This is a genomic window from Hydrogenophaga pseudoflava, assembly GCF_004353865.1.
Classification (GTDB): domain Bacteria; phylum Pseudomonadota; class Gammaproteobacteria; order Burkholderiales; family Burkholderiaceae_C; genus Hydrogenophaga; species Hydrogenophaga pseudoflava.
In genome coordinates this window covers 4,481,578-4,499,158 of record NZ_CP037867.1, presented here as the reverse complement: position 1 = coordinate 4,499,158, position 17,581 = coordinate 4,481,578, and the positions used below count along the sequence as shown (strand labels likewise).

The following is a 17,581-nucleotide window of genomic DNA, read 5'->3' as shown; positions in this document are numbered from 1 at the left end:
GAGCGTTCGAGATGTCGCCTGTGTCATGGATCCTGCTGGCTGCCGCTCTGCTGGTGGTGTTCTGGGCCGTCGGAGCCTTCAACCGCCTGACCCGTCTGAAGAACGCGATCGCCAACGCCTTTGGTCAGATCGACGTGCAGCTCAAGCGCCGCTACGACCTGATTCCCAACCTGGTCGAGGTTGCGCGCAAGTACCTGGCCCACGAAGCGCAGACGCTGGAGGCTGTGATTGCGGCGCGCAACCAGGCCCGCAGCGCCGAGCAGTCGGCCGCGGCCAGTCCGCTGAACGCTGGCGCCATCGGCGCGCTGGCCGGGGCCGAGCAGGTGCTCGGCGGTGCGCTCGGGCGCCTGATGGCAGTTGCCGAGGCCTACCCGGAACTCAAGGCCGACCAGACCATGCGCGAGCTCAGCGAGGAACTGGCCAGCACCGAGAACCGTATCGGCTTCGCGCGCCAGGCCTACAACGACCACGTGCTGGAATTCAACGACGCGGCGGCGCAGTTCCCGACCTTGATCATCGCGCGCCTGTTCAACTTCCAGACCCAGTCCATGCTGGCCTCGACCACCAGCGAGGCCGAGCGCCAGCCGGTCAAGGTGTCTTTCTGAACGGCGCTGTCCCCGGCCCGTGCTGATCTTCGAATCGCAGCGAGAAGCGCGCGTCCGCACGCTGCGGCTGCTGCTGGCCTTTGGTGTAGCGGTGCTGCTGCTGGTCGTGCTGGTCAATGCCGCGCTGGCCCTCGCCTGGGGGCTCACCTGGAGCTTCTGGGTGCCCGGCGCGGGGTATCCACACTATTTCTTCGAGGTCAACACCGCCGTGACCCTGCTGTTCGTGCTGGGGGGCTGGTGGCTGGAGACGTCCCGCCTGTCGCGTGGCGGCCGGGTGCTGGCAGAACAGATGGGCGCCCGGCTGGCGCAGTCCAGCGACTTCGCCGAGCAGCGCTTTGCCAACATCGTCGACGAGATGGCGATCTCGTCGGGCATGAAACGACCGGTGGCGATGGTGCTGGCGCGAGACGAGGGCATCAACGCCTTCGCCGCCGGCTGGGACGAGGAAGACGCGGTGGTGGCGGTGACCAGCGGCGCGCTGGAACACCTGAGCCGCGAGGAACTGCAGGGGCTGGTGGCGCACGAATTCAGCCACATTCGCGAGGGCGACACCCGCCTTAACATGCGGCTGGTGGGCATGGTGTTCGGGCTGGAGATGCTGTTTCGTATGGGCCAGGACCTGGCCGAACCCGACATCCGCGAACACCGCACCCTTGCGACCCTGCTCGGGCTGGCGCTGATGGGCGCTGGCTGGCTGGGCTGGATGACGGGCCACGCGTTGCAGGCCGCGGTCTCGCGCCAGCGCGAGTTCCTGGCCGATGCCCGCTCGGTGCAATGGACGCGCAGCCGCGACGGTATCGGCGGCGTGCTGCGCAAGGTGATGAGCCAGCAGAACGAGGGTGTGCAGTCGCGTCGCATCGGCTCCATGGTGCAGCACATGCTGCTGGTCGGTACCGAAGAGGGGCGCATGGCACACTGGTTCGACTCCCATCCCTCTCTCGAAGAACGTGTGCGCCGCATTTACGGACGGCGCATGGCGCCTTTGCCCTTGAACCAGGCCTGATCCTTTGAACGACGCTCTTTCTCCGCGCCAGGTGCCCCGCCTGAGCGACCAGTTGCACGAAGTGGCGCGCTGCGTGCTCGCGGTCGAACAGGGGCGCTCGCTGACCGAGGTCCTGCCCCAGGTGCCGTCGGGCCTGCGCCCCGGCGTGCAGTCCCTGACCTTTCAGGTGCTCCGTCACCTGGGCACGGCCCGCGCCGTGGCGCGGCTGCTGGCCCGGCGCCCGCCGGCCCCCGCGGCGCTGGCACTGCTGCACACCGCGCTGGCCCTGCTGATCGGCGACGGGCAGGGCGCCTCCTACCCGCCCCACACCCTGGTCGACCAGGCGGTCGACGCCGCCAAGCGCGGGCGCGACACGCGCATGCAGTCCGGCTTTCTCAACGCCTGCCTGCGGCGCTACCTGCGCGAATCGTCGGCACTGCTGGCGCAGGCCCGGCAGGACCCGTCTGCCCTCTGGAACCACCCGGCCTGGTGGGTCGAGCGCGTGCGGCGCGACCATCCCGCCCACTGGGAGGCCATCCTGGCGGCGAGCAACCAGCCCGGCCCCATGGTGCTGCGCGTGAACCGCCGCCGCGTGACGCGCGAGGCGTACGCGGCGCAGCTGGCCGAACAGGGCATCGGCGCGGTGCCGCTCGGCGAGGACGGGCTGTTGCTGGCCTCGCCGCAACCCGTGGAACGGTTGCCCGGGTTTGACCAGGGGCTGTGTTCCGTGCAGGACGGTGCGGCCCAGCTGGCGGCCGGCCTGCTGCTGGAGGGCCGCGACTGGCGCCGGGGTGACCGGGTGCTGGATGCCTGCGCGGCGCCGGGTGGCAAGACGGCCCATCTGCTGGAGCGCGCCGATCTGGACCTGCTGGCGCTGGACGTCGATCCGCGCCGCTGCGAGCGCATCCACCAGAACCTGCAACGGCTGGGCCTGCAGGCCGAGGTGCGGGCCGCCGACGCTGGGGAGCCCTCGGGCTGGTGGGACGGCCGCCCCTTCGATGCCATCCTGCTGGATGCGCCATGCACCGCGTCGGGCATCGTGCGCCGCCACCCGGACGTGCGCTGGCTGCGCCGCCCGGGCGATGTCGGGCAGCTGGTGGCGATCCAGCGCCGGCTGCTGGACACCCTCTGGCCGCTGCTCAAGCCAGGCGGGCGCCTGGTCTATTGCACCTGTTCGGTCTTTCGTGCCGAGGGGCAGGAACAGGTCGATGCGTTCCTTGAGCGCCACACCGACGCCCTTGCGCTCCCTTCCCCAGGGCATTTGCGACCCGGAACTGTCATCGCCAACGGGGAGTTCAACGACAATGATCCGGGTGGATACGACGGATTTTTCTACGCCCGCATGGACAAGGCGAGGCCTTGATCCCGTGACGCCCGGACCGACAGTCCGGCAGTGGCGACGGGTGTGGACCTGTCTGCTGGCCGGCGTGCTGCTGTGGTGCCTGATGCTGGCGGCGCCGGCCATGGCCCGCGAACCGGAGGTGCTGCAGAGCACGGTCCAGCGCAGCGCCGATGGCGCCAAGCTGTCGGTGCGGCTGGATCTGGAAGCCTCGCCCCCGGTGGAGGATGCCCTGCTCAAGGGCGTGCCGCTCTATTTCGTCTGGCAGGCCGACGTGGTCCGGGAGCGCTGGTACTGGACCGACAAGCGCATGGGTTCGGCCTCCCGCACGGTTCGTCTGGCCTACCAGCCGCTGACCCGACGCTGGCGCGTCAGTGTTTCCACCGACGGCGCCCCGAACGCCGCGGGGCTGCAGTACGCACTGCACCAGAACTTCGACGATCTGGACGAGGCGCTGGCCTCCGTCAGCCGGGTGGCGGGCTGGACCATCGTGGAGCCCGGACGCCTGGAGGAGGGGGTGGACTACCGCGCCCAGTGGCGCTTCCGGCTGGACCTGTCGCTGCTGCCGCGACCCTTCCAGATTGGCATGGCCAACCAGCCCGAGTGGCTGATCGAGGTGCAGCGCAGCTTCGACCTGCCGACCCGCAACGATGGCGAGGGCGCGCCCGCAACTGCCACGGGAGACACCCGCTGACCCCGCGGTGGAGGTGAACCAGGTGAAACGGGACGACCCCAAGCTCGACCCCAAGGCCTCCCGGCGGCGGCGCTGGGCGCTGCTGGTGGCGCTGGTGTTCATGGCGGGTCTGGGCCTGGTGCTGATGTTCCTGCTCACGCTGGCCACCCGCAACCGCGCCTTCTACGAACAGAACTTCGGCTGGCTGGCGATGGTGAACGTGGCGGTGGCGGTGCTGCTGGCGCTGATCATCGTGTGGCTGGCCGTGCGTCTCTACATGCGGTTCCGGCTCGGGCGCTTCGGCAGCCGGCTGCTGCTCAAGCTGGCCGCCATCATCGGGCTGGTGGGCGTGCTGCCGGGGGTGCTCATCTACACCGTGTCCTACCAGTTCGTGTCGCGTTCCATCGAAAGCTGGTTCGACGTGCGCGTCGAGTCGGCCCTGGCCGCCGGCCTGAACCTCGGGCGCACCACCCTGGACACCATGAGCGCCGACCTGGGCGAAAAAACCCGCATGGTGGCGGAGGAGCTGGCGCGCCAGCCCCGCTCGTCGGCGCTGCTGGCCATGGAACGCCTGCGCACGCGGCTGGGGGCCAGCGACATGGTGCTCTGGAGCGCGTCCGGGCAGGCGCTGGCCACGGCGGGCGCATCCCGCTTCGACTTCACACCCAACCGGCCGCCGCTGGCGGTGCTGCGCACCGTGCGCGCCAAGCGGGTGGTGGCGCAGGTCGAAGGACTGGAGGAACGGGACGCCGGAGACAGCGACATCGAGGGGCTGGCGCTCGGCCAGGCCCGCATCAAGGTGCTGGCCCTGGTCAGCGCACCGGGCTTCGATTTGGACGATGAACCGCGCTACCTGCAGGTGGTGGTGCCGCTGTCCGAGGCACTGGTCACCGACGCGCTGGCGGTCCAGGTGGCCAACCGCGAATACCAGGAGCGTGCCCTGGGTCGCGAAGGCCTGCGGCGGATGTACATCGGCACCCTGACCCTGGCGCTGTTCCTGTCCGTGTTCGGCGCCGTGCTGCTGGCCGTGGTGCTGGGCAACCAGATGGTGCGGCCGCTGCTGGTGCTGGCCGAGGGCATGCGCGAGGTGGCGCAAGGCGACCTCTCGCCCAAGGCGGCCATGGCCTCGCGCGACGAACTGGCCGGGCTCACGCGCACCTTTGCCCGCATGACCCAGGAACTGGCCGATGCACGAGAGACGGTGCAGCGCAGCATGCAGCAGGTGGACGCGGCACGCGACAACCTGCAGACGATCCTGGACAACCTCACCGCAGGCGTGGCGGTGCTGGACGAGCAGGGGCGGCTGCGCAGCGTCAACCCCGGCGCCTCGCGCATCCTGCGCACACCGCTGGCCCTGCACCTGGGCCAGCCGCTGACCGAGCTGCCGGGGCTGGAAGCCTTCGGACAGGGGGTGATGCAGCAGTTCGAGCGCTTCCTGTCGGACGACACGCCGCATGGCGGTGGTCACTGGCAGCAGTCGTTCGAGCTCGGGGAGCACGACCGCCTGCCGGTCGAAGGCAGCATCACCCTGATCGCCCGCGGCGCGCTGCTGCCCAACAACGAGCGGCTGCTGGTGTTCGATGACGTCTCCGAGATGGTGTCGGCCCAGCGCGCACAGGCCTGGGGCGACGTGGCACGGCGTCTGGCGCACGAAATCAAGAACCCGCTGACGCCGATCCAGCTCTCGGCCGAGCGGCTGGCGATGAAGCTCGAAGGCAAGGTGCAGCCCTCCGAACAGGCCATCCTCAACAAGTCGGTGCGCACCATCGTCGACCAGGTCGACGCCATGAAGCGCCTGGTCAACGAGTTCCGCGACTACGCGCGCCTGCCGGCGGCGCACCTGGCGCCGACCGACCTCAACGCCCTGATCAAGGACATCCTGGTTCTCTACGACCATGCGGCGATTCCGGTGCGGACCGAGCTGGCCGAGCAGCTGCCACCCGTGATGGCGGACCCGCAGCAGGTGCGTCAGATCGTGCACAACCTGGTCCAGAACGCGCAGGACGCCATGGCCGGTCAGACGGACGCCTTTGTGCTGCTGCGCACGCGCCGGTCGGACAGCGGACCCTGGGTTCGGCTGGCGGTGATCGATCAGGGGCCCGGGTTTGCCGAACACATCCTCAAGCGCGCCTTCGAGCCCTATGTGACCACCAAGTCCAAGGGCACCGGACTGGGGTTGGCGGTGGTCAAGAAAATCATGGAGGAGCACGGCGGCCGGGTCGACATTGGCAACCGCATGACGGAGAACAAAGTGACGGGGGCGCAAGTGTCGTTATCATTCGCAGTTGCGAATTGACAACATCGAACGAGGGACACTTTCGGGACCATGGCAACTATTCTGGTAGTAGACGACGAGCTGGGCATCCGCGACCTGCTCTCCGAGATCCTCAACGACGAAGGGCACACCGTCGAACTGGCGGAGAACGCCGCCCAGGCGCGCAGTGTGCGCACCCAGCTCAGACCTGATCTCGTGCTGCTGGACATCTGGATGCCCGATACCGACGGCGTGACCCTGCTCAAGGAATGGGCCAGCTCCGGCATGCTGACCATGCCGGTGATCATGATGAGTGGCCACGCCACCATCGACACGGCGGTCGAGGCCACGCGCATCGGCGCCACCGCCTTTCTTGAAAAACCCATCACGCTTCAGAAGCTGCTCAAGGCAGTGGATATTGGTCTGAACAAGTCCATGCACAAGCCGATGGCCCCGGTGATGCAAAAGCCCGGGTTGCAGATGGCACCCGCCGATCTCACGGTCGAGGCGGCCATGACCGGCGGCACCCTGCCCGAGATGGTGCTGGACATCGGGCCGCAGTCTCATCAGTCCTTCAACCTCGACGGCCCGCTGCGCGAGGCGCGGGACGAGTTCGAGAAGGCCTATTTCGAATACCACCTGGCCAAGGAGTCCGGTTCGATGACCCGCGTGGCGGAGAAGACCGGCCTGGAGCGCACCCACCTCTACCGCAAGCTCAAGCAGCTGGGGGTGGATCTGGCGCGCAGCAAGCGCAATGCACTTTGATCGGCCTCGCGCAAAAGTACTGCTATAATTGAGAGCTCTTGGCCCGGTAGCTCAGTTGGTAGAGCAGCGGATTGAAAATCCGCGTGTCGGTGGTTCGATTCCGCCCCAGGCCACCAAATTCCAGAACGCCCAGCACCCGCTGGGCGTTTTGCTTTGTGGCTGTCTCCTCCATGAGATCCTCGATCCACATCGTCGACGTCGACCGCACCGAGACCTGGACGCGTTACCGCGCCGGCATGTGCGACAGCTGCCAGGCCAACTGCTGCACCATGCCGCTGGAAGTGCGGCTGCCCGATCTTGTGCGGCTGGGCATCGTGGACGTCTTCGAGGTCGAGCACGAGGCACCCAAGCAGATCGCCCGGCGGCTGGAGAAAGCCGGTCTGATCGACCACTTCAACTTCAAGCACGAGGTCTTCACCATCGCGCGGCGGGCCAGCGGTGACTGCCACTTCCTGGACGCGAAGACGCGCCGCTGCACCGTCTACGAGCAGCGGCCCGACACCTGCCGCAAGCACCCGCAGGTGGGGCCGCGGCCAAACCACTGCCCTTACGGAGCGAAGCGCCAGACGGGAGGCACGGGTCATGACCGCTGAGCATTTGCCGCGCCTGCTGGCCGACGACCTGCGTGCGCTGGCAGCGGCACGACAGCCGGGGCGCTGCTCGGCCTGTGCGCCGCTGGTGGGCGCCGGCTGGGACTCGGTGCCGGCCACCTTCGACCTGTCCGCTCTGCGGTGCGTCGGCACGCTGCGCGACGGGCATATCGACGAGCCCACGCTGCTGGAACACCATCCGCGCGGCACGCACGCCTGGTCGCCCGATGCGCCCATCGCCCCAGCCTTCTTTCCCTACAACCGGTGCGATGTGTGGGTCTGCAGGGCCTGCGCGCGTCCCTTCCTGCGCTACACCGAATACGGCGGCTACTACGAGGACCAGCGCATTCGCGAACTGGGCGCGGGGCTGCTGGACGACACGCAGCCCTGAGGGCCGGCGGCTCAGTGTCCCGCGGGCGCCCGCTGCAACAGGAACTGCAGCGCCGGGCCGGCGTCGGACCGGCCTTCGGCGGGGCGGCGCTGGCCCCGGATGGTCCGGCCGCAATCGGAGGGCTGGCCGTTCCACACCGCGTCCATGGCCCGGCCGTCGGCCGATTCGTCGAGATTGAACTCGCCGTCGTCGCCCACGTCCCCCGCCACCTCGGCTTCGAGGTCGGCCCCCGGGCCGGAGCGGCGCAGCCGTCCGCGCACGCTGCCGGGGTATTCGGGATGGGGTCCGAACAGCATGGCGCCGGTGGAGGCGGGCGCCGATTCGCTGCCGCCTTCGGGCCAGAGGACCAGGCGCCATAGGCCGTGCAGGTCCTGGGCCCTGAGCTCGGTTGCGGTGGGGCAGGAGGCTGCACGCGGGGCCTGCGGCGACTGGGCGCGGGCAGTGGCCGTCAGGCCCAGCAGCGCCAGACTGGTCAGCGCCAGGGCAAGCACGGAAGGTGCGGGCCGCCTCACATCGCCTCCGGCTTGGGCGCGGCGGCCGCGCGCTGCGCGAACTCGGCCCGCAGCGCGCGCAGCTTCTCGCGCGGGTCTTCCTTCACCGTGGCCTGGTCCAGCGCCATTTCCTTGATGAAGCGGCTGGGTGTGCCGGGCACACTCTCGCGGCCCTTCTTGCGGCGCTTGAGCCAGCTCACCGCCAGCGTGCGTTGGGCGCGCGTGATGCCGACGTACATCAGGCGTCGCTCTTCCTGCACCCGCAGCGCCAGCAGTTCAGCGCTGAGGTCGCTGTCGGCGTCATCGGTCCTGAAGGGCAGCAGACCTTCGTTCACGCCCACCAGCATCACGTGCGGCCACTCCAGACCCTTGGACGCGTGCAGGGTGGAAAGCGTGACCACGTTCTGGTCCTGCTCGCGGTCGGAGAGCGTGGAAATCAGCGCGATGGTCTGCACCACTTCCAGCAGGCTCTTGCGCTCGCTCTCCACCTGCACGCCCGCGCCATCGTCTTCCATCTTGCCGCCGCAGCGCCCGGCCACCCAGTCGATGAAGTCCATCACGTTGGTCCAGCGCGCTGCCGCGATTTTCTCGTTCTCTTCGCTGTCGTAGAGGTACTGCTCGTAGCCGATGTCTTTGAGCCACTGCAGCAGGAAGGCGAGCGCAGCCTCGTGGCCGACGGTGTGGCGGGCGCGGTATTCCAGGTCGTTCACCTGCCGGCCGAACTCGTGCAGCGCGGTGATGGAGCGGCTGTTCACCGCGCTGGGTAGCGAATGCGAGAACAGCGCCTCGAACAGGCTGAGCTTGTACTGCGTGGCAAAGGTGCCCAGCTGCCCCAGCGTGGTGTGGCCAATGCCGCGCTTGGGTGTGGTGGCCGCGCGCAGGAAGGCCGGGTCGTCGTTGTTGTTGGTGATCAGGCGCAGCCAGGCACAGAGGTCGCGGATCTCGGCCTTGTCGAAAAAGCTCTGCCCGCCCGAGACCTTGTAGGGGATCTGCGCGCGGCGCAGCGCCTGTTCGAACGAGCGCGCCATGTGGTTGGCGCGGTAGAGGATGGCGAAGTCGCGCCACTCCTTGTACTGCGAGTTCGCGCGCAGGCTCTGGATGCGCGCCACCGCGCGTTCGGCCTCGTGCTCCTCGTTGTCGGCGTCCACCACCCGCACCGGCTCGCCTTCGCCCAGGTCGCTCCACAGCGTCTTGGGGAACAGCTTGGGGTTGGGGCCGATCACGTGGTTGGCCGCGCGCAGGATGGCGCTGGTGGAACGGTAGTTCTGCTCCAGCTTGATCACGCGCAGCTGCGGGAAATCGATGGGCAGCTTCTTGAGGTTGTCCAGCGTGGCGCCGCGCCAGCCGTAGATGGACTGGTCGTCGTCGCCCACGGCGGTGAAGCGCGCACGTTCGCCCACCAGCAGCTTGAGCAGCTCGTACTGCGTGGCGTTGGTGTCCTGGTATTCGTCGACCAGCACATGGCCCAGCTTCTTCTGCCACTTCTCGCGCACCTCGGCGTGCTCGCCCAGCAGCTTGAGCGGCAGGCGGATCAGGTCGTCGAAGTCCACGCTCTGGTAAGCGGTCAGGCGCTCTTCGTAGCGCGCCATGATGGTCGCGGTCACGCGCTCGTTCTCGTCCTTTGCGCGCTTGAGGGCATCGGCCGCGGTCATGCCTTCAGCCTTCCAGCTGCTGATGGTCCACTGCCAGGCGCGCGCGGTGTTGGCGTCGGTGGTGCCGCCACAGTCCTTGAGGAGGCTGGTGATGTCGTCGGTGTCGAGGATGGAGAACTGTGGCTTGAGGCCCAGCACCTGGCCGTCTTCGCGCAGCAGCCGCACGCCCAGTGCGTGGAAGGTGCAGATCAGCACCTTGCGCGCGTCGCGCCCCACCAGGTGGCCAGCGCGTTCGCGCATCTCGGCGGCGGCCTTGTTGGTGAAGGTGATGGCCGCGATGCGGTCGGCCGCCAGCCCGGCCTGGATCAGCCGGCCGATCTTGTGCGTGATCACCCGCGTCTTGCCCGAACCGGCGCCCGCCAGCACCAGGCTGGGGCCGCCCAGGTGGTTCACAGCGTCGAGCTGGGCAAGGTTGAGGCCGGGGCCGGGGGAGGACATGAGGGCGGGAGAGGGGGCAGGGCGGAGCGGCGAATGATACCGGGGGGTGTCTGCCGCGCCGGCGCGACACCCGATGCACCGGCCGAAACGTGCGCCCTGAGACAATCGCCCCCTGTGCTCAACATCCTGATCGTCACCTTCCCCTTCTTCGCGCTCGTGGCCGCGGGCTTTGTCGCCGCCCACCGGCGCATGCTGCCGCTGGAGGCGATCCCGGGGCTCAACGGCTTCGTGCTGTACTTTGCGCTGCCCTGCATGCTCTACCGCTTCGGCTCGACCACGCCGATCGCGCAGCTGCTCGATGTCACCGTGGCGGGCGTCTACCTGCTCTGTGCCCTGGTGATGGTGGCGTTCGCCATCGTCTGGACCATGGACCGCCGCATCCGCTGGAACGACGCCTCGCTGGGCGCGCTGGTGGCGGCGTTTCCCAATTCGGGTTTCATGGGCGTGCCGCTGCTGGTGGCGCTGCTGGGGCCCGCGGCGGCGGGGCCGGCCATCCTGACCATGCTGGTGGACATGGTCGTCACCAGCTCGCTGTGCGTGGCGCTCTCGCGCCTGGACGAAGGCGAGGGTCATGGGCGCGAGGCCATGATCGACGCGGGCAAGAAGGCGCTCAAGGGGGTGGCCGCCAACCCCATGCCCTGGGCCATCCTGCTCGGTGCCCTGGCGTCGTACGCGCAGTTCAGCCTGCCCGGCCCGGTCGAAAAAACCGCCTGGCTGCTGGCCGACGCGGCGTCGCCCGTGGCGCTGTTCACCATCGGCGCGGTGCTGGCGCGTTCGCAGATCCAGTCCAGCCACCCGATGCCGCTGAGCGACTACCTGCCGGTGGCGGTCATGAAGCTGGTGCTGCACCCGTTGCTGGTGCTGGCGGTGGGTCTGGCGGTGCGGCAGCTCGGCGTGCCGCTGGACGGCTTCGCGCTCACGGTCATCGTGCTGGTGGCCGCGCTGCCGAGCGCCAGCAACGTCTCGCTGCTGGCCGAGCGACTGGGCGCGGACAACGGGCGCATCGCCCGCATCATCCTGGTGACCACCGTCGCCGCCTTCATCACCTTCTCGGGCGCGGTGTCGCTGCTGACCTGAGCCCGTGGGCTCAGCGCGTCAGGGCCGGTTCGGTCTGCACGGGCGCGGCGCGCTCGGGTTGCGCGGCCGGTGTGGCCTGCGCCTGCTGCAGATCCTGTACCCGGTCCAGGTGCGCGGTGGTGCTGCTCTGGAGCGCCTCGTCCACACGGACCTCGTTGAAACGCCCGTTCTGGTGCTGCACCGCCACCTGTTCCCCGTTCTTGCTGAGCAGATAGCGCTTCGGGTCGCCCCAGTCCGGGTGCTCGGCCGCCTTGGCCACACAGGCCGCGCTGACCTGCAGGCACTGTTCGCCGTCCAGTCCGCGCGCTTTCAGGCCGGGCGCCAGCTCGGTGTAGGACTGGCGCAGCTGCGCCTTGGTCTGCTCGGACATGCGGGGTTTGACCGTGATGCGGGGTTTGGTTTCGTCGTCGACCATCCAGCGCAGCTGCTTCCTGCCGTCCTCATCGGTCAGCACGTCGCCGTTGCGCGCGGTCTGGTAGTTCTCCGTGCGGATCATGGCCGGCTCGTTCGGGTTGTGGCGCTGCTCGGCCGGCACGTCGGCCAGCGGCACGCCGCGGCGCTGGAAATAGGCCGTCACGCCCTCGTGCACGTTGGCCGCCGTGCCGTCGCGGTCGTAGCCGCCGCCCACGCCGACGTGGTTGCCCGGGTGTTTCACCGTGGTCACACGTGGGTCGTCGCTGTAGTCCACGGGCCGGAACCAGCTGCGGCTTTCGTGCTCGGCCTGCACCACCAGCACCTGGCCCTTGACGTTGGCCGGGATGCCCGTTTCGCCCTGGACGCCGGTGGCCACCGGGTCCATCAGCGCCATACCGGTGATGGGAACGCTGCCGGGCGGGGCCACCACGGTGCCGTCGGGCGCGACCAGGCCCCGGTCGTTGACCAACTGGGCGAAGCGCACGGCGGCGGCGCAGCCCCGGCTGAAGCCGGTGACGGAGGCGCCTAGGTCGGCTGGGGTGGCGCCGGGGGTCTGTTTCAGGTAGGTCTGCGCGGCATCGCTGAAGTCCCTGTAGGCTTTTTCCGCGGCCGCGTCGATGGCAGGGGTGGGGTTCGGACCTGCATTGACGAAATTGCCCTGGTCGCCGCCGGTGCCGACGCCGGGGTAGTAGCCGCGACGCAGGTATTTGCTGCCAGCAGCTTCGGCCTGCTGATCCAAGTTGCCGACGTTGGTCGGATACGGGTCACCCGACAGCTTCAAATTGCCTTGGTCGTTGTTGGTGCCATCGAAGGCGGCGAAAAAGTTGAAACGACTGGAGGTGCCGGCTCGGCCCGCTTCCTCCATGGCTGCTTTGGCCTCTGGCAGCCGCGCCATTTCTTCGTCAGTGAGGCGTCTTACATCTGAGGTGCCCATGGATGAACCTCAAGGCTTCCGCAGAGTGGGGTAGATCTCATAGGCGTGGGCAAACTCTGATCGCCAGGTCTTGAGGATTGGTGGTTCGTCGAACGACTTCTTGCGACGAGGCGTCACCACATACACGTACAACTGCCGCCCATCCATCAAGAAGGTCAGCTCGTGATCGGTCATGTCACGAGGCAGTCGATCCCGCAGATCGACCCGTTGCTCCAGCACTTCGCCTGTGGCCTTGAGACGCCATTGCACATACAGGAAGTCGCCGACCGGAATGGGACCGTTGACGATTCCCTGCGCTCCCACGGTTGAACCTTCTGCGGCCTTGCGCCTGAGCTTCGGATACTGGTCGCCGTAGCTGTACGCCAGCAGGTCGACCTTGTCGGCCCATTTGTCGTTGAAGCCGTCGTAGTTAAATGAGTGCGACACCACCTTCGGCCCAGTCGCACACCCCGCCATCACCACCAGCATGCTCAGCGCCAGCCAGCGGCGCCACAGATGCTGGAACCGTTGAATCGTCTTCATCTTCTTTCCTCCCCGGTTGATTTCACCCAGGCGCGCATTGGAGCATGGCCGGGCGCTCGGCCTCCATCCCCCTTGCAGGGCTTGCCAGTAGGGCGTGTTGCGCCGCCGCATTGGCAATGGCTATGAAATTGATGAAAGCAATTGGTTGGACTTTTTGATAGTGAACTTCTAAAGTCAGGGCTCATCAACCAGACACCGGAGCCTGTCATGAAGCCGTCCTCATCGTCTCTCACCGTTCACAGCGACTGGATCGAGGCGCTGGCGGCCCTGGCCGCTGCGCACTGAGTCCCGTTTCCGGCCCACCCACCTCAGGAGATCACCATGAGCAACCCGAACACCGAAGCCAAGTGTCCCTTCCACGCCGCCGGCGGCGCCCGCGCCACGCACGGCGCCCAGTCCAACGCCGACTGGTGGCCCAACCAGCTGAACCTGTCCATCCTGCACCAGCACCAGCCGGTGTCCAACCCGATGGACCCGGACTTCGACTACGCCGAAGCGTTCAGGAAGCTCGACTTCAAGGCCCTGAAGAAAGACCTGGCCGACCTGATGACCCAGAGCCAGGACTGGTGGCCCGCCGACTACGGCCACTACGGCGGCCTGATGATCCGCCTGGCCTGGCACGCCGCCGGCACCTACCGCACGGCAGACGGCCGCGGCGGCGCCAACACCGGCAACCAGCGCTTCGCGCCGCTGAACTCCTGGCCCGACAACGGCAACCTCGACAAGGGCCGCCGCCTGCTGTGGCCGATCAAGCAGAAGTACGGCAACGCCATTTCGTGGGCCGACCTCTTCATCCTGGCCGGCAACGTGGCGATGGAAACCATGGGCTTCAAGACCTTCGGCTTCGCCGGTGGCCGCCCCGACATCTGGGCGCCCGAAGAGGACATCTACTGGGGCGCCGAGAAGGAATGGCTGGCCACCAGCGACAAGCCGAACAGTCGCTACAGCGGCGAGCGCGATCTGGAGAACCCGCTGGCCGCCGTGCAGATGGGTTTGATCTACGTGAACCCGCAGGGCCCGGACGGCAAGCCCGACCCGGTGGCCTCGGGCAAGGACGTGCGCGAGACCTTCGCCCGCATGGCCATGAACGACTACGAAACCGTGGCCCTGGTGGCTGGCGGCCACACCTTCGGCAAGATGCACGGAGCCGGTGACGCGGCCCTGGTCGGCCCCGAACCCGAAGGCGCGCCGACCGAAGAAATGGGCCTGGGCTGGAAGAACGCGCACGGCACGGGCAAGGGGGGTGACACCACCACCAGCGGCTTCGAAGGCGCCTGGAAGCCCAACCCCACGCAGTGGGACATGGGCTACTTCAAGGTGCTCTTCAAATATGAGTGGGAGCAGATGACCACGGCGGCCGGCGCCATCCAGTGGCGCGCCAAGAACGTCGAGCCCGAGGACATGGTGGTCGACGCCCACGACCCCAGCAAGAAGCACCCGCCGGTGATGACCACGGCCGACCTCTCGCTGCGCTTCGACCCGGCCTACGAAAAGATCTCGCGCCATTTCGCCGCGAACCCGGACGAGTTCGCCGACGCCTACGCCCGCGCCTGGTTCAAGCTGACCCACCGCGACATGGGCCCCAAGGCCCGCTACCTCGGCCCCGAAGTGCCGGCCGAAGACCTGATCTGGCAGGACCCGGTGCCCGCTGTCGACCATCCCCTGATCGACGCCGCCGACGCCAGGGAGCTCAAGGCCCGCGTGCTGGCCAGCGGCCTCTCCGTGAGCGAGCTGGTTTCGACCGCCTGGGCATCGGCCTCGACCTACCGCGGCTCCGACATGCGCGGCGGAGCCAACGGTGCCCGCATCCGCCTGGCGCCACAGAAGGACTGGGAGGCCAACCAGCCGGCCCAGCTGGCCAAGGTGCTGGCGGTGCTGGAAGAGATCCGGCGCGGCTTCAACGCCGGCGCCGCGGGCAGCAAGAAAGTCTCTCTGGCCGACCTGATCGTGCTGGCCGGCAACGCGGGTGTCGAGGCTGCTGCGAAGGCTGCTGGCCACCCGGTCGAGGTGCCTTTCACCCCCGGCCGCACCGACGCCACGGCCGAGCAGACCGATGTGGAGTCCTTCGCGGTGCTGGAGCCGGTGGCCGACGGCTTCCGCAACTACCGCAAGCAGGCCTTCCGCGTCTCGCCCGAGGAGATGCTGCTCGACAAGGCGCAGCTGCTCACGCTCAGCGCGCCGGAGATGACGGTGCTGGTCGGTGGCCTGCGCGTGCTCGGCGCCAACCACGGCGGTTCGAAGCACGGCGTGTTCACCCAGCGCCCGGGCCAGCTGACCAACGACTTCTTCGTCAACCTGGTGGACATGTCCACCGCCTGGAAGCCGATCGGTGACAACGCCTACGAGGGCCGCGACCGCAAGAGCGGCGCCGTGAAGTGGACCGCCACCCGCGTCGACCTGGCCTTCGGTTCCAACTCGCAGCTGCGCGCGATCGCCGAGGTCTATGCCCAGAGCGACAACGGCACGAAGTTCGTCAAGGACTTCGTGGCCGCCTGGAACAAGGTGATGAACCTGGACCGCTTCGACCTGAAGAAGTAAGACCCTGAACGGGCGCGCGTGCTGCCCGGGCCCCCGGTGTCCGCAGAGGACCCCGGGGGCTTTTCTTGTTTGGTCAGTCCTTGAGCTCGGGGAAGTCCCGGTCGAAGAACTCATCCGGCAGGCGCTCGTCCACGCCGCGCGCCTGTTCGGCCCGGCGCAGCTCGACGCGGCGGATCTTGCCGGAGATGGTCTTGGGCAGGTCGCCGAAGGACAGGCGGCGGATGCGCTTGTACGGCGCCAGCCGTTCGCGGGTGAAGGCGAAGATGTCGCGCGCCAGCTCGGGGCTGGGCTGCTGTCCGCCGACCAGGACCACCACCGCCTTGGGCACCGACAGGCGCACCGGGTCGGGGCTGGGCACCACCGCCGCTTCCGCCACCGCCGGGTGCTCGATCAGCACGCTCTCCAGCTCGAAGGGGCTGATGCGGTAATCGGAGGACTTGAACACGTCGTCCGCGCGACCGACGTAGGTGATGTAGCCCTCGTCGTCGACGCTGGCGACGTCGCCGGTGCGGTAGTGGCCGGCGCGGGTGGCCTCGGCGGTCTTGCCGGCATCGCCGGCGTAGCCGACCATCAGGCCCAGGGGCCGCTGCTCACCCAGCACCAGCGCCACCTCGCCCTCGCGCGCAGGCCGATCGTCCACGTCGAGCAGCGCCACCGTGTAGCCCGGCAGCGGGCGGCCCATGGAGCCGGGCTTGACCGGCTGGCCGGGCGGGTTGCCGATCTGCGCCGTCGTCTCGGTCTGGCCGAAGCCGTCGCGGATGGTGATGCCCCAGGCCAGCTTCACCTGGTCGATCACCTCGGGGTTCAGCGGCTCGCCGGCGCCGATCAGCTCGCGCAGCCGGGTCTTGACCGCGGCCAGGTCCTGCTGGATCAGCATGCGCCACACCGTCGGCGGCGCACACAGGGTGGTCACCTCGTACTTCACCAGCACATCGAGCAGGGCTGCGGCGTTGAAGCGGCTGTAGTTGTAGAGGAACACGCAGGCGCCCGCGTTCCAGGGCGCGAAGAAGCAGCTCCAGGCGTGCTTGGCCCAGCCCGGCGACGAGATGTTCATGTGGCGGTCGTGGGGCTGCAGGCCGATCCAGTACATCGTCGACAGGTGGCCCACCGGGTAGGACTGGTGGGTGTGCAGCACCAGCTTGGGCTTGGAGGTGGTGCCGGAGGTGAAGTACAGCAGCAACGGGTCGTCGACGTGCGTCGCGCCGTCCGGGGTGAAGCGGTCGGACGCGGTCGCCGCGTCCTCGAAGGCCTTCCAGCCCGCCGGGGCGCCGCCCACGGCGATGCGGCCGAAGTCGCCCGGCAGCGGGTCGAACTTGGCGGTGTGGGCCGCACCGACCACCACGTGGCGGACCTGGCCGCGGTCGAGCCGGTCCACCAGGTCGTCCGCGGTCAGCAGCGTGGTCGCCGGGATCACCACCGCGCCCAGCTTGAACGCGGCGAGCATCGTCTCCCACAGCGGCACCTCGTTGCCGAGCATGAGGAGGATGCGGTCGCCGCGCCGGACCCCCTGTTCGCGCAGCCAGTTGGCCACGCGGCTGGAGCGGGCCGAGAGCTGGGCGAAGGACAGCTTGGCCTCGCGGCCGTCTTCCTCGACGATCCAGAGCGCAGGGTGGTGATTGCCCTCGGCCATGGCGTCGAAATAGTCCAGCGCCCAGTTGAAGTGCTCCAGCCGGGGCCAGCGGAAATCGCGGTACGCGGTGGCGTAGTCGCTGCGGTGCTGCAGCAGGAAGTCGCGTGCGGCCAGAAAGTCGCGGACGGCGCTCATGGGGTCTCCTTTGTTGTGATGGAAGGCAGGGCGGCCTTGTCGTCCGGGCGCGTCGCCTGTTGCTCGACCTTGGCCGACAAGCCGCGCTTTCCGGTAGCCACTTTTGGCAATCGTAGCGGCCTGCGGCCTGCCCGCCACAGGGTCCTTGGGC

General features: G+C 68.4%; 15 protein-coding genes and 1 tRNA gene. 11 read left to right on the top strand and 5 right to left on the bottom strand.

All coding sequences use genetic code 11. The features are described from left to right. The first annotated feature begins 11 nt into the window (after window positions 1-11). The 9 genes from HPF_RS21645 (at window position 12) to HPF_RS21605 (ending at window position 7,599) form a co-directional block, all read left to right on the top strand. Entirely contained in the window at window positions 12-605 is a 594-nt protein-coding gene (locus HPF_RS21645; protein ID WP_079365074.1) for a LemA family protein, read from the top strand. Between the two features lie 19 nt (window positions 606-624). Continuing rightward, complete coding sequence (locus tag HPF_RS21640) at window positions 625-1,608, top strand: M48 family metalloprotease (protein WP_133157797.1); 984 nt, start codon at window positions 625-627, stop codon at window positions 1,606-1,608. A 4-nt stretch (window positions 1,609-1,612) separates the two neighbouring features. Next, a complete protein-coding gene (gene rsmB / locus HPF_RS21635) occupies window positions 1,613-2,950 on the top strand; it encodes a 16S rRNA (cytosine(967)-C(5))-methyltransferase RsmB (protein ID WP_133157796.1) in 1,338 nt (445 codons plus the stop codon). A gap of 40 nt (window positions 2,951-2,990) precedes the next feature. Continuing rightward, window positions 2,991-3,620: a DUF4390 domain-containing protein gene (locus HPF_RS21630; protein ID WP_243721642.1), complete on the top strand. Its 630-nt coding sequence runs from the start codon at window positions 2,991-2,993 to the stop codon at window positions 3,618-3,620. Then, window positions 3,577-5,895 carry a sensor histidine kinase gene (locus HPF_RS21625; protein ID WP_079365072.1) on the top strand — a complete coding sequence of 773 codons (2,319 nt, stop codon included), beginning with the start codon at window positions 3,577-3,579 and terminating at the stop codon, window positions 5,893-5,895. Before HPF_RS21630 ends, HPF_RS21625 begins: the two co-directional genes overlap by 44 nt. Before the next feature lie 30 nt (window positions 5,896-5,925). Further along, complete coding sequence (locus HPF_RS21620; RefSeq protein ID WP_127806886.1) at window positions 5,926-6,618, top strand: response regulator; 693 nt, start codon at window positions 5,926-5,928, stop codon at window positions 6,616-6,618. A gap of 40 nt (window positions 6,619-6,658) precedes the next feature. Next, window positions 6,659-6,734 (top strand) — tRNA-Phe (locus HPF_RS21615). 54 nt (window positions 6,735-6,788) lie between these two features. Then, complete coding sequence (locus HPF_RS21610; protein WP_066160506.1) at window positions 6,789-7,211, top strand: YkgJ family cysteine cluster protein; 423 nt, start codon at window positions 6,789-6,791, stop codon at window positions 7,209-7,211. Continuing rightward, complete coding sequence (locus tag HPF_RS21605) at window positions 7,201-7,599, top strand: hypothetical protein (RefSeq protein WP_066160503.1); 399 nt, start codon at window positions 7,201-7,203, stop codon at window positions 7,597-7,599. Before HPF_RS21610 ends, HPF_RS21605 begins: the two co-directional genes overlap by 11 nt. 11 nt (window positions 7,600-7,610) lie before the next feature. Here the strand turns inward: HPF_RS21605 and HPF_RS21600 are convergent, their stop codons facing one another. Then, window positions 7,611-8,111, bottom strand: a complete 501-nt coding sequence (locus HPF_RS21600; RefSeq protein ID WP_207959234.1) for a hypothetical protein — start codon at window positions 8,109-8,111, stop codon at window positions 7,611-7,613. Continuing rightward, window positions 8,108-10,180: an ATP-dependent helicase gene (locus HPF_RS21595; protein ID WP_133157794.1), complete on the bottom strand. Its 2,073-nt coding sequence runs from the start codon at window positions 10,178-10,180 to the stop codon at window positions 8,108-8,110. The genes HPF_RS21600 and HPF_RS21595 overlap by 4 nt, the downstream gene beginning before the upstream one ends. A 114-nt stretch (window positions 10,181-10,294) precedes the next feature. Between HPF_RS21595 and HPF_RS21590 the strand changes: the two genes are divergently transcribed. After that, complete coding sequence (locus HPF_RS21590; RefSeq protein ID WP_133157793.1) at window positions 10,295-11,257, top strand: AEC family transporter; 963 nt, start codon at window positions 10,295-10,297, stop codon at window positions 11,255-11,257. 10 nt (window positions 11,258-11,267) lie between these two features. On the opposite strand, the gene HPF_RS21585 is transcribed toward HPF_RS21590, so the two are convergent. Continuing rightward, window positions 11,268-12,566 carry a hypothetical protein gene (locus tag HPF_RS21585; RefSeq protein WP_133157792.1) on the bottom strand — a complete coding sequence of 433 codons (1,299 nt, stop codon included), beginning with the start codon at window positions 12,564-12,566 and terminating at the stop codon, window positions 11,268-11,270. Window positions 12,567-12,614: 48 nt separating this feature from the next. After that, window positions 12,615-13,127 (bottom strand): hypothetical protein, encoded by a 513-nt coding sequence (locus HPF_RS21580; RefSeq protein ID WP_133157791.1) that lies wholly within the window; start codon window positions 13,125-13,127, stop codon window positions 12,615-12,617. Between the two features lie 321 nt (window positions 13,128-13,448). Between HPF_RS21580 and katG the strand changes: the two genes are divergently transcribed. After that, window positions 13,449-15,665, top strand: a complete 2,217-nt coding sequence (gene katG, locus HPF_RS21575; protein ID WP_133157790.1) for a catalase/peroxidase HPI — start codon at window positions 13,449-13,451, stop codon at window positions 15,663-15,665. A 73-nt stretch (window positions 15,666-15,738) separates the two neighbouring features. Here katG and HPF_RS21570 read toward each other — a convergent pair whose 3' ends face one another. Beyond that, window positions 15,739-17,430 (bottom strand): AMP-binding protein, encoded by a 1,692-nt coding sequence (locus HPF_RS21570; protein WP_133157789.1) that lies wholly within the window; start codon window positions 17,428-17,430, stop codon window positions 15,739-15,741. Window positions 17,431-17,581: the final 151 nt, after the last annotated feature.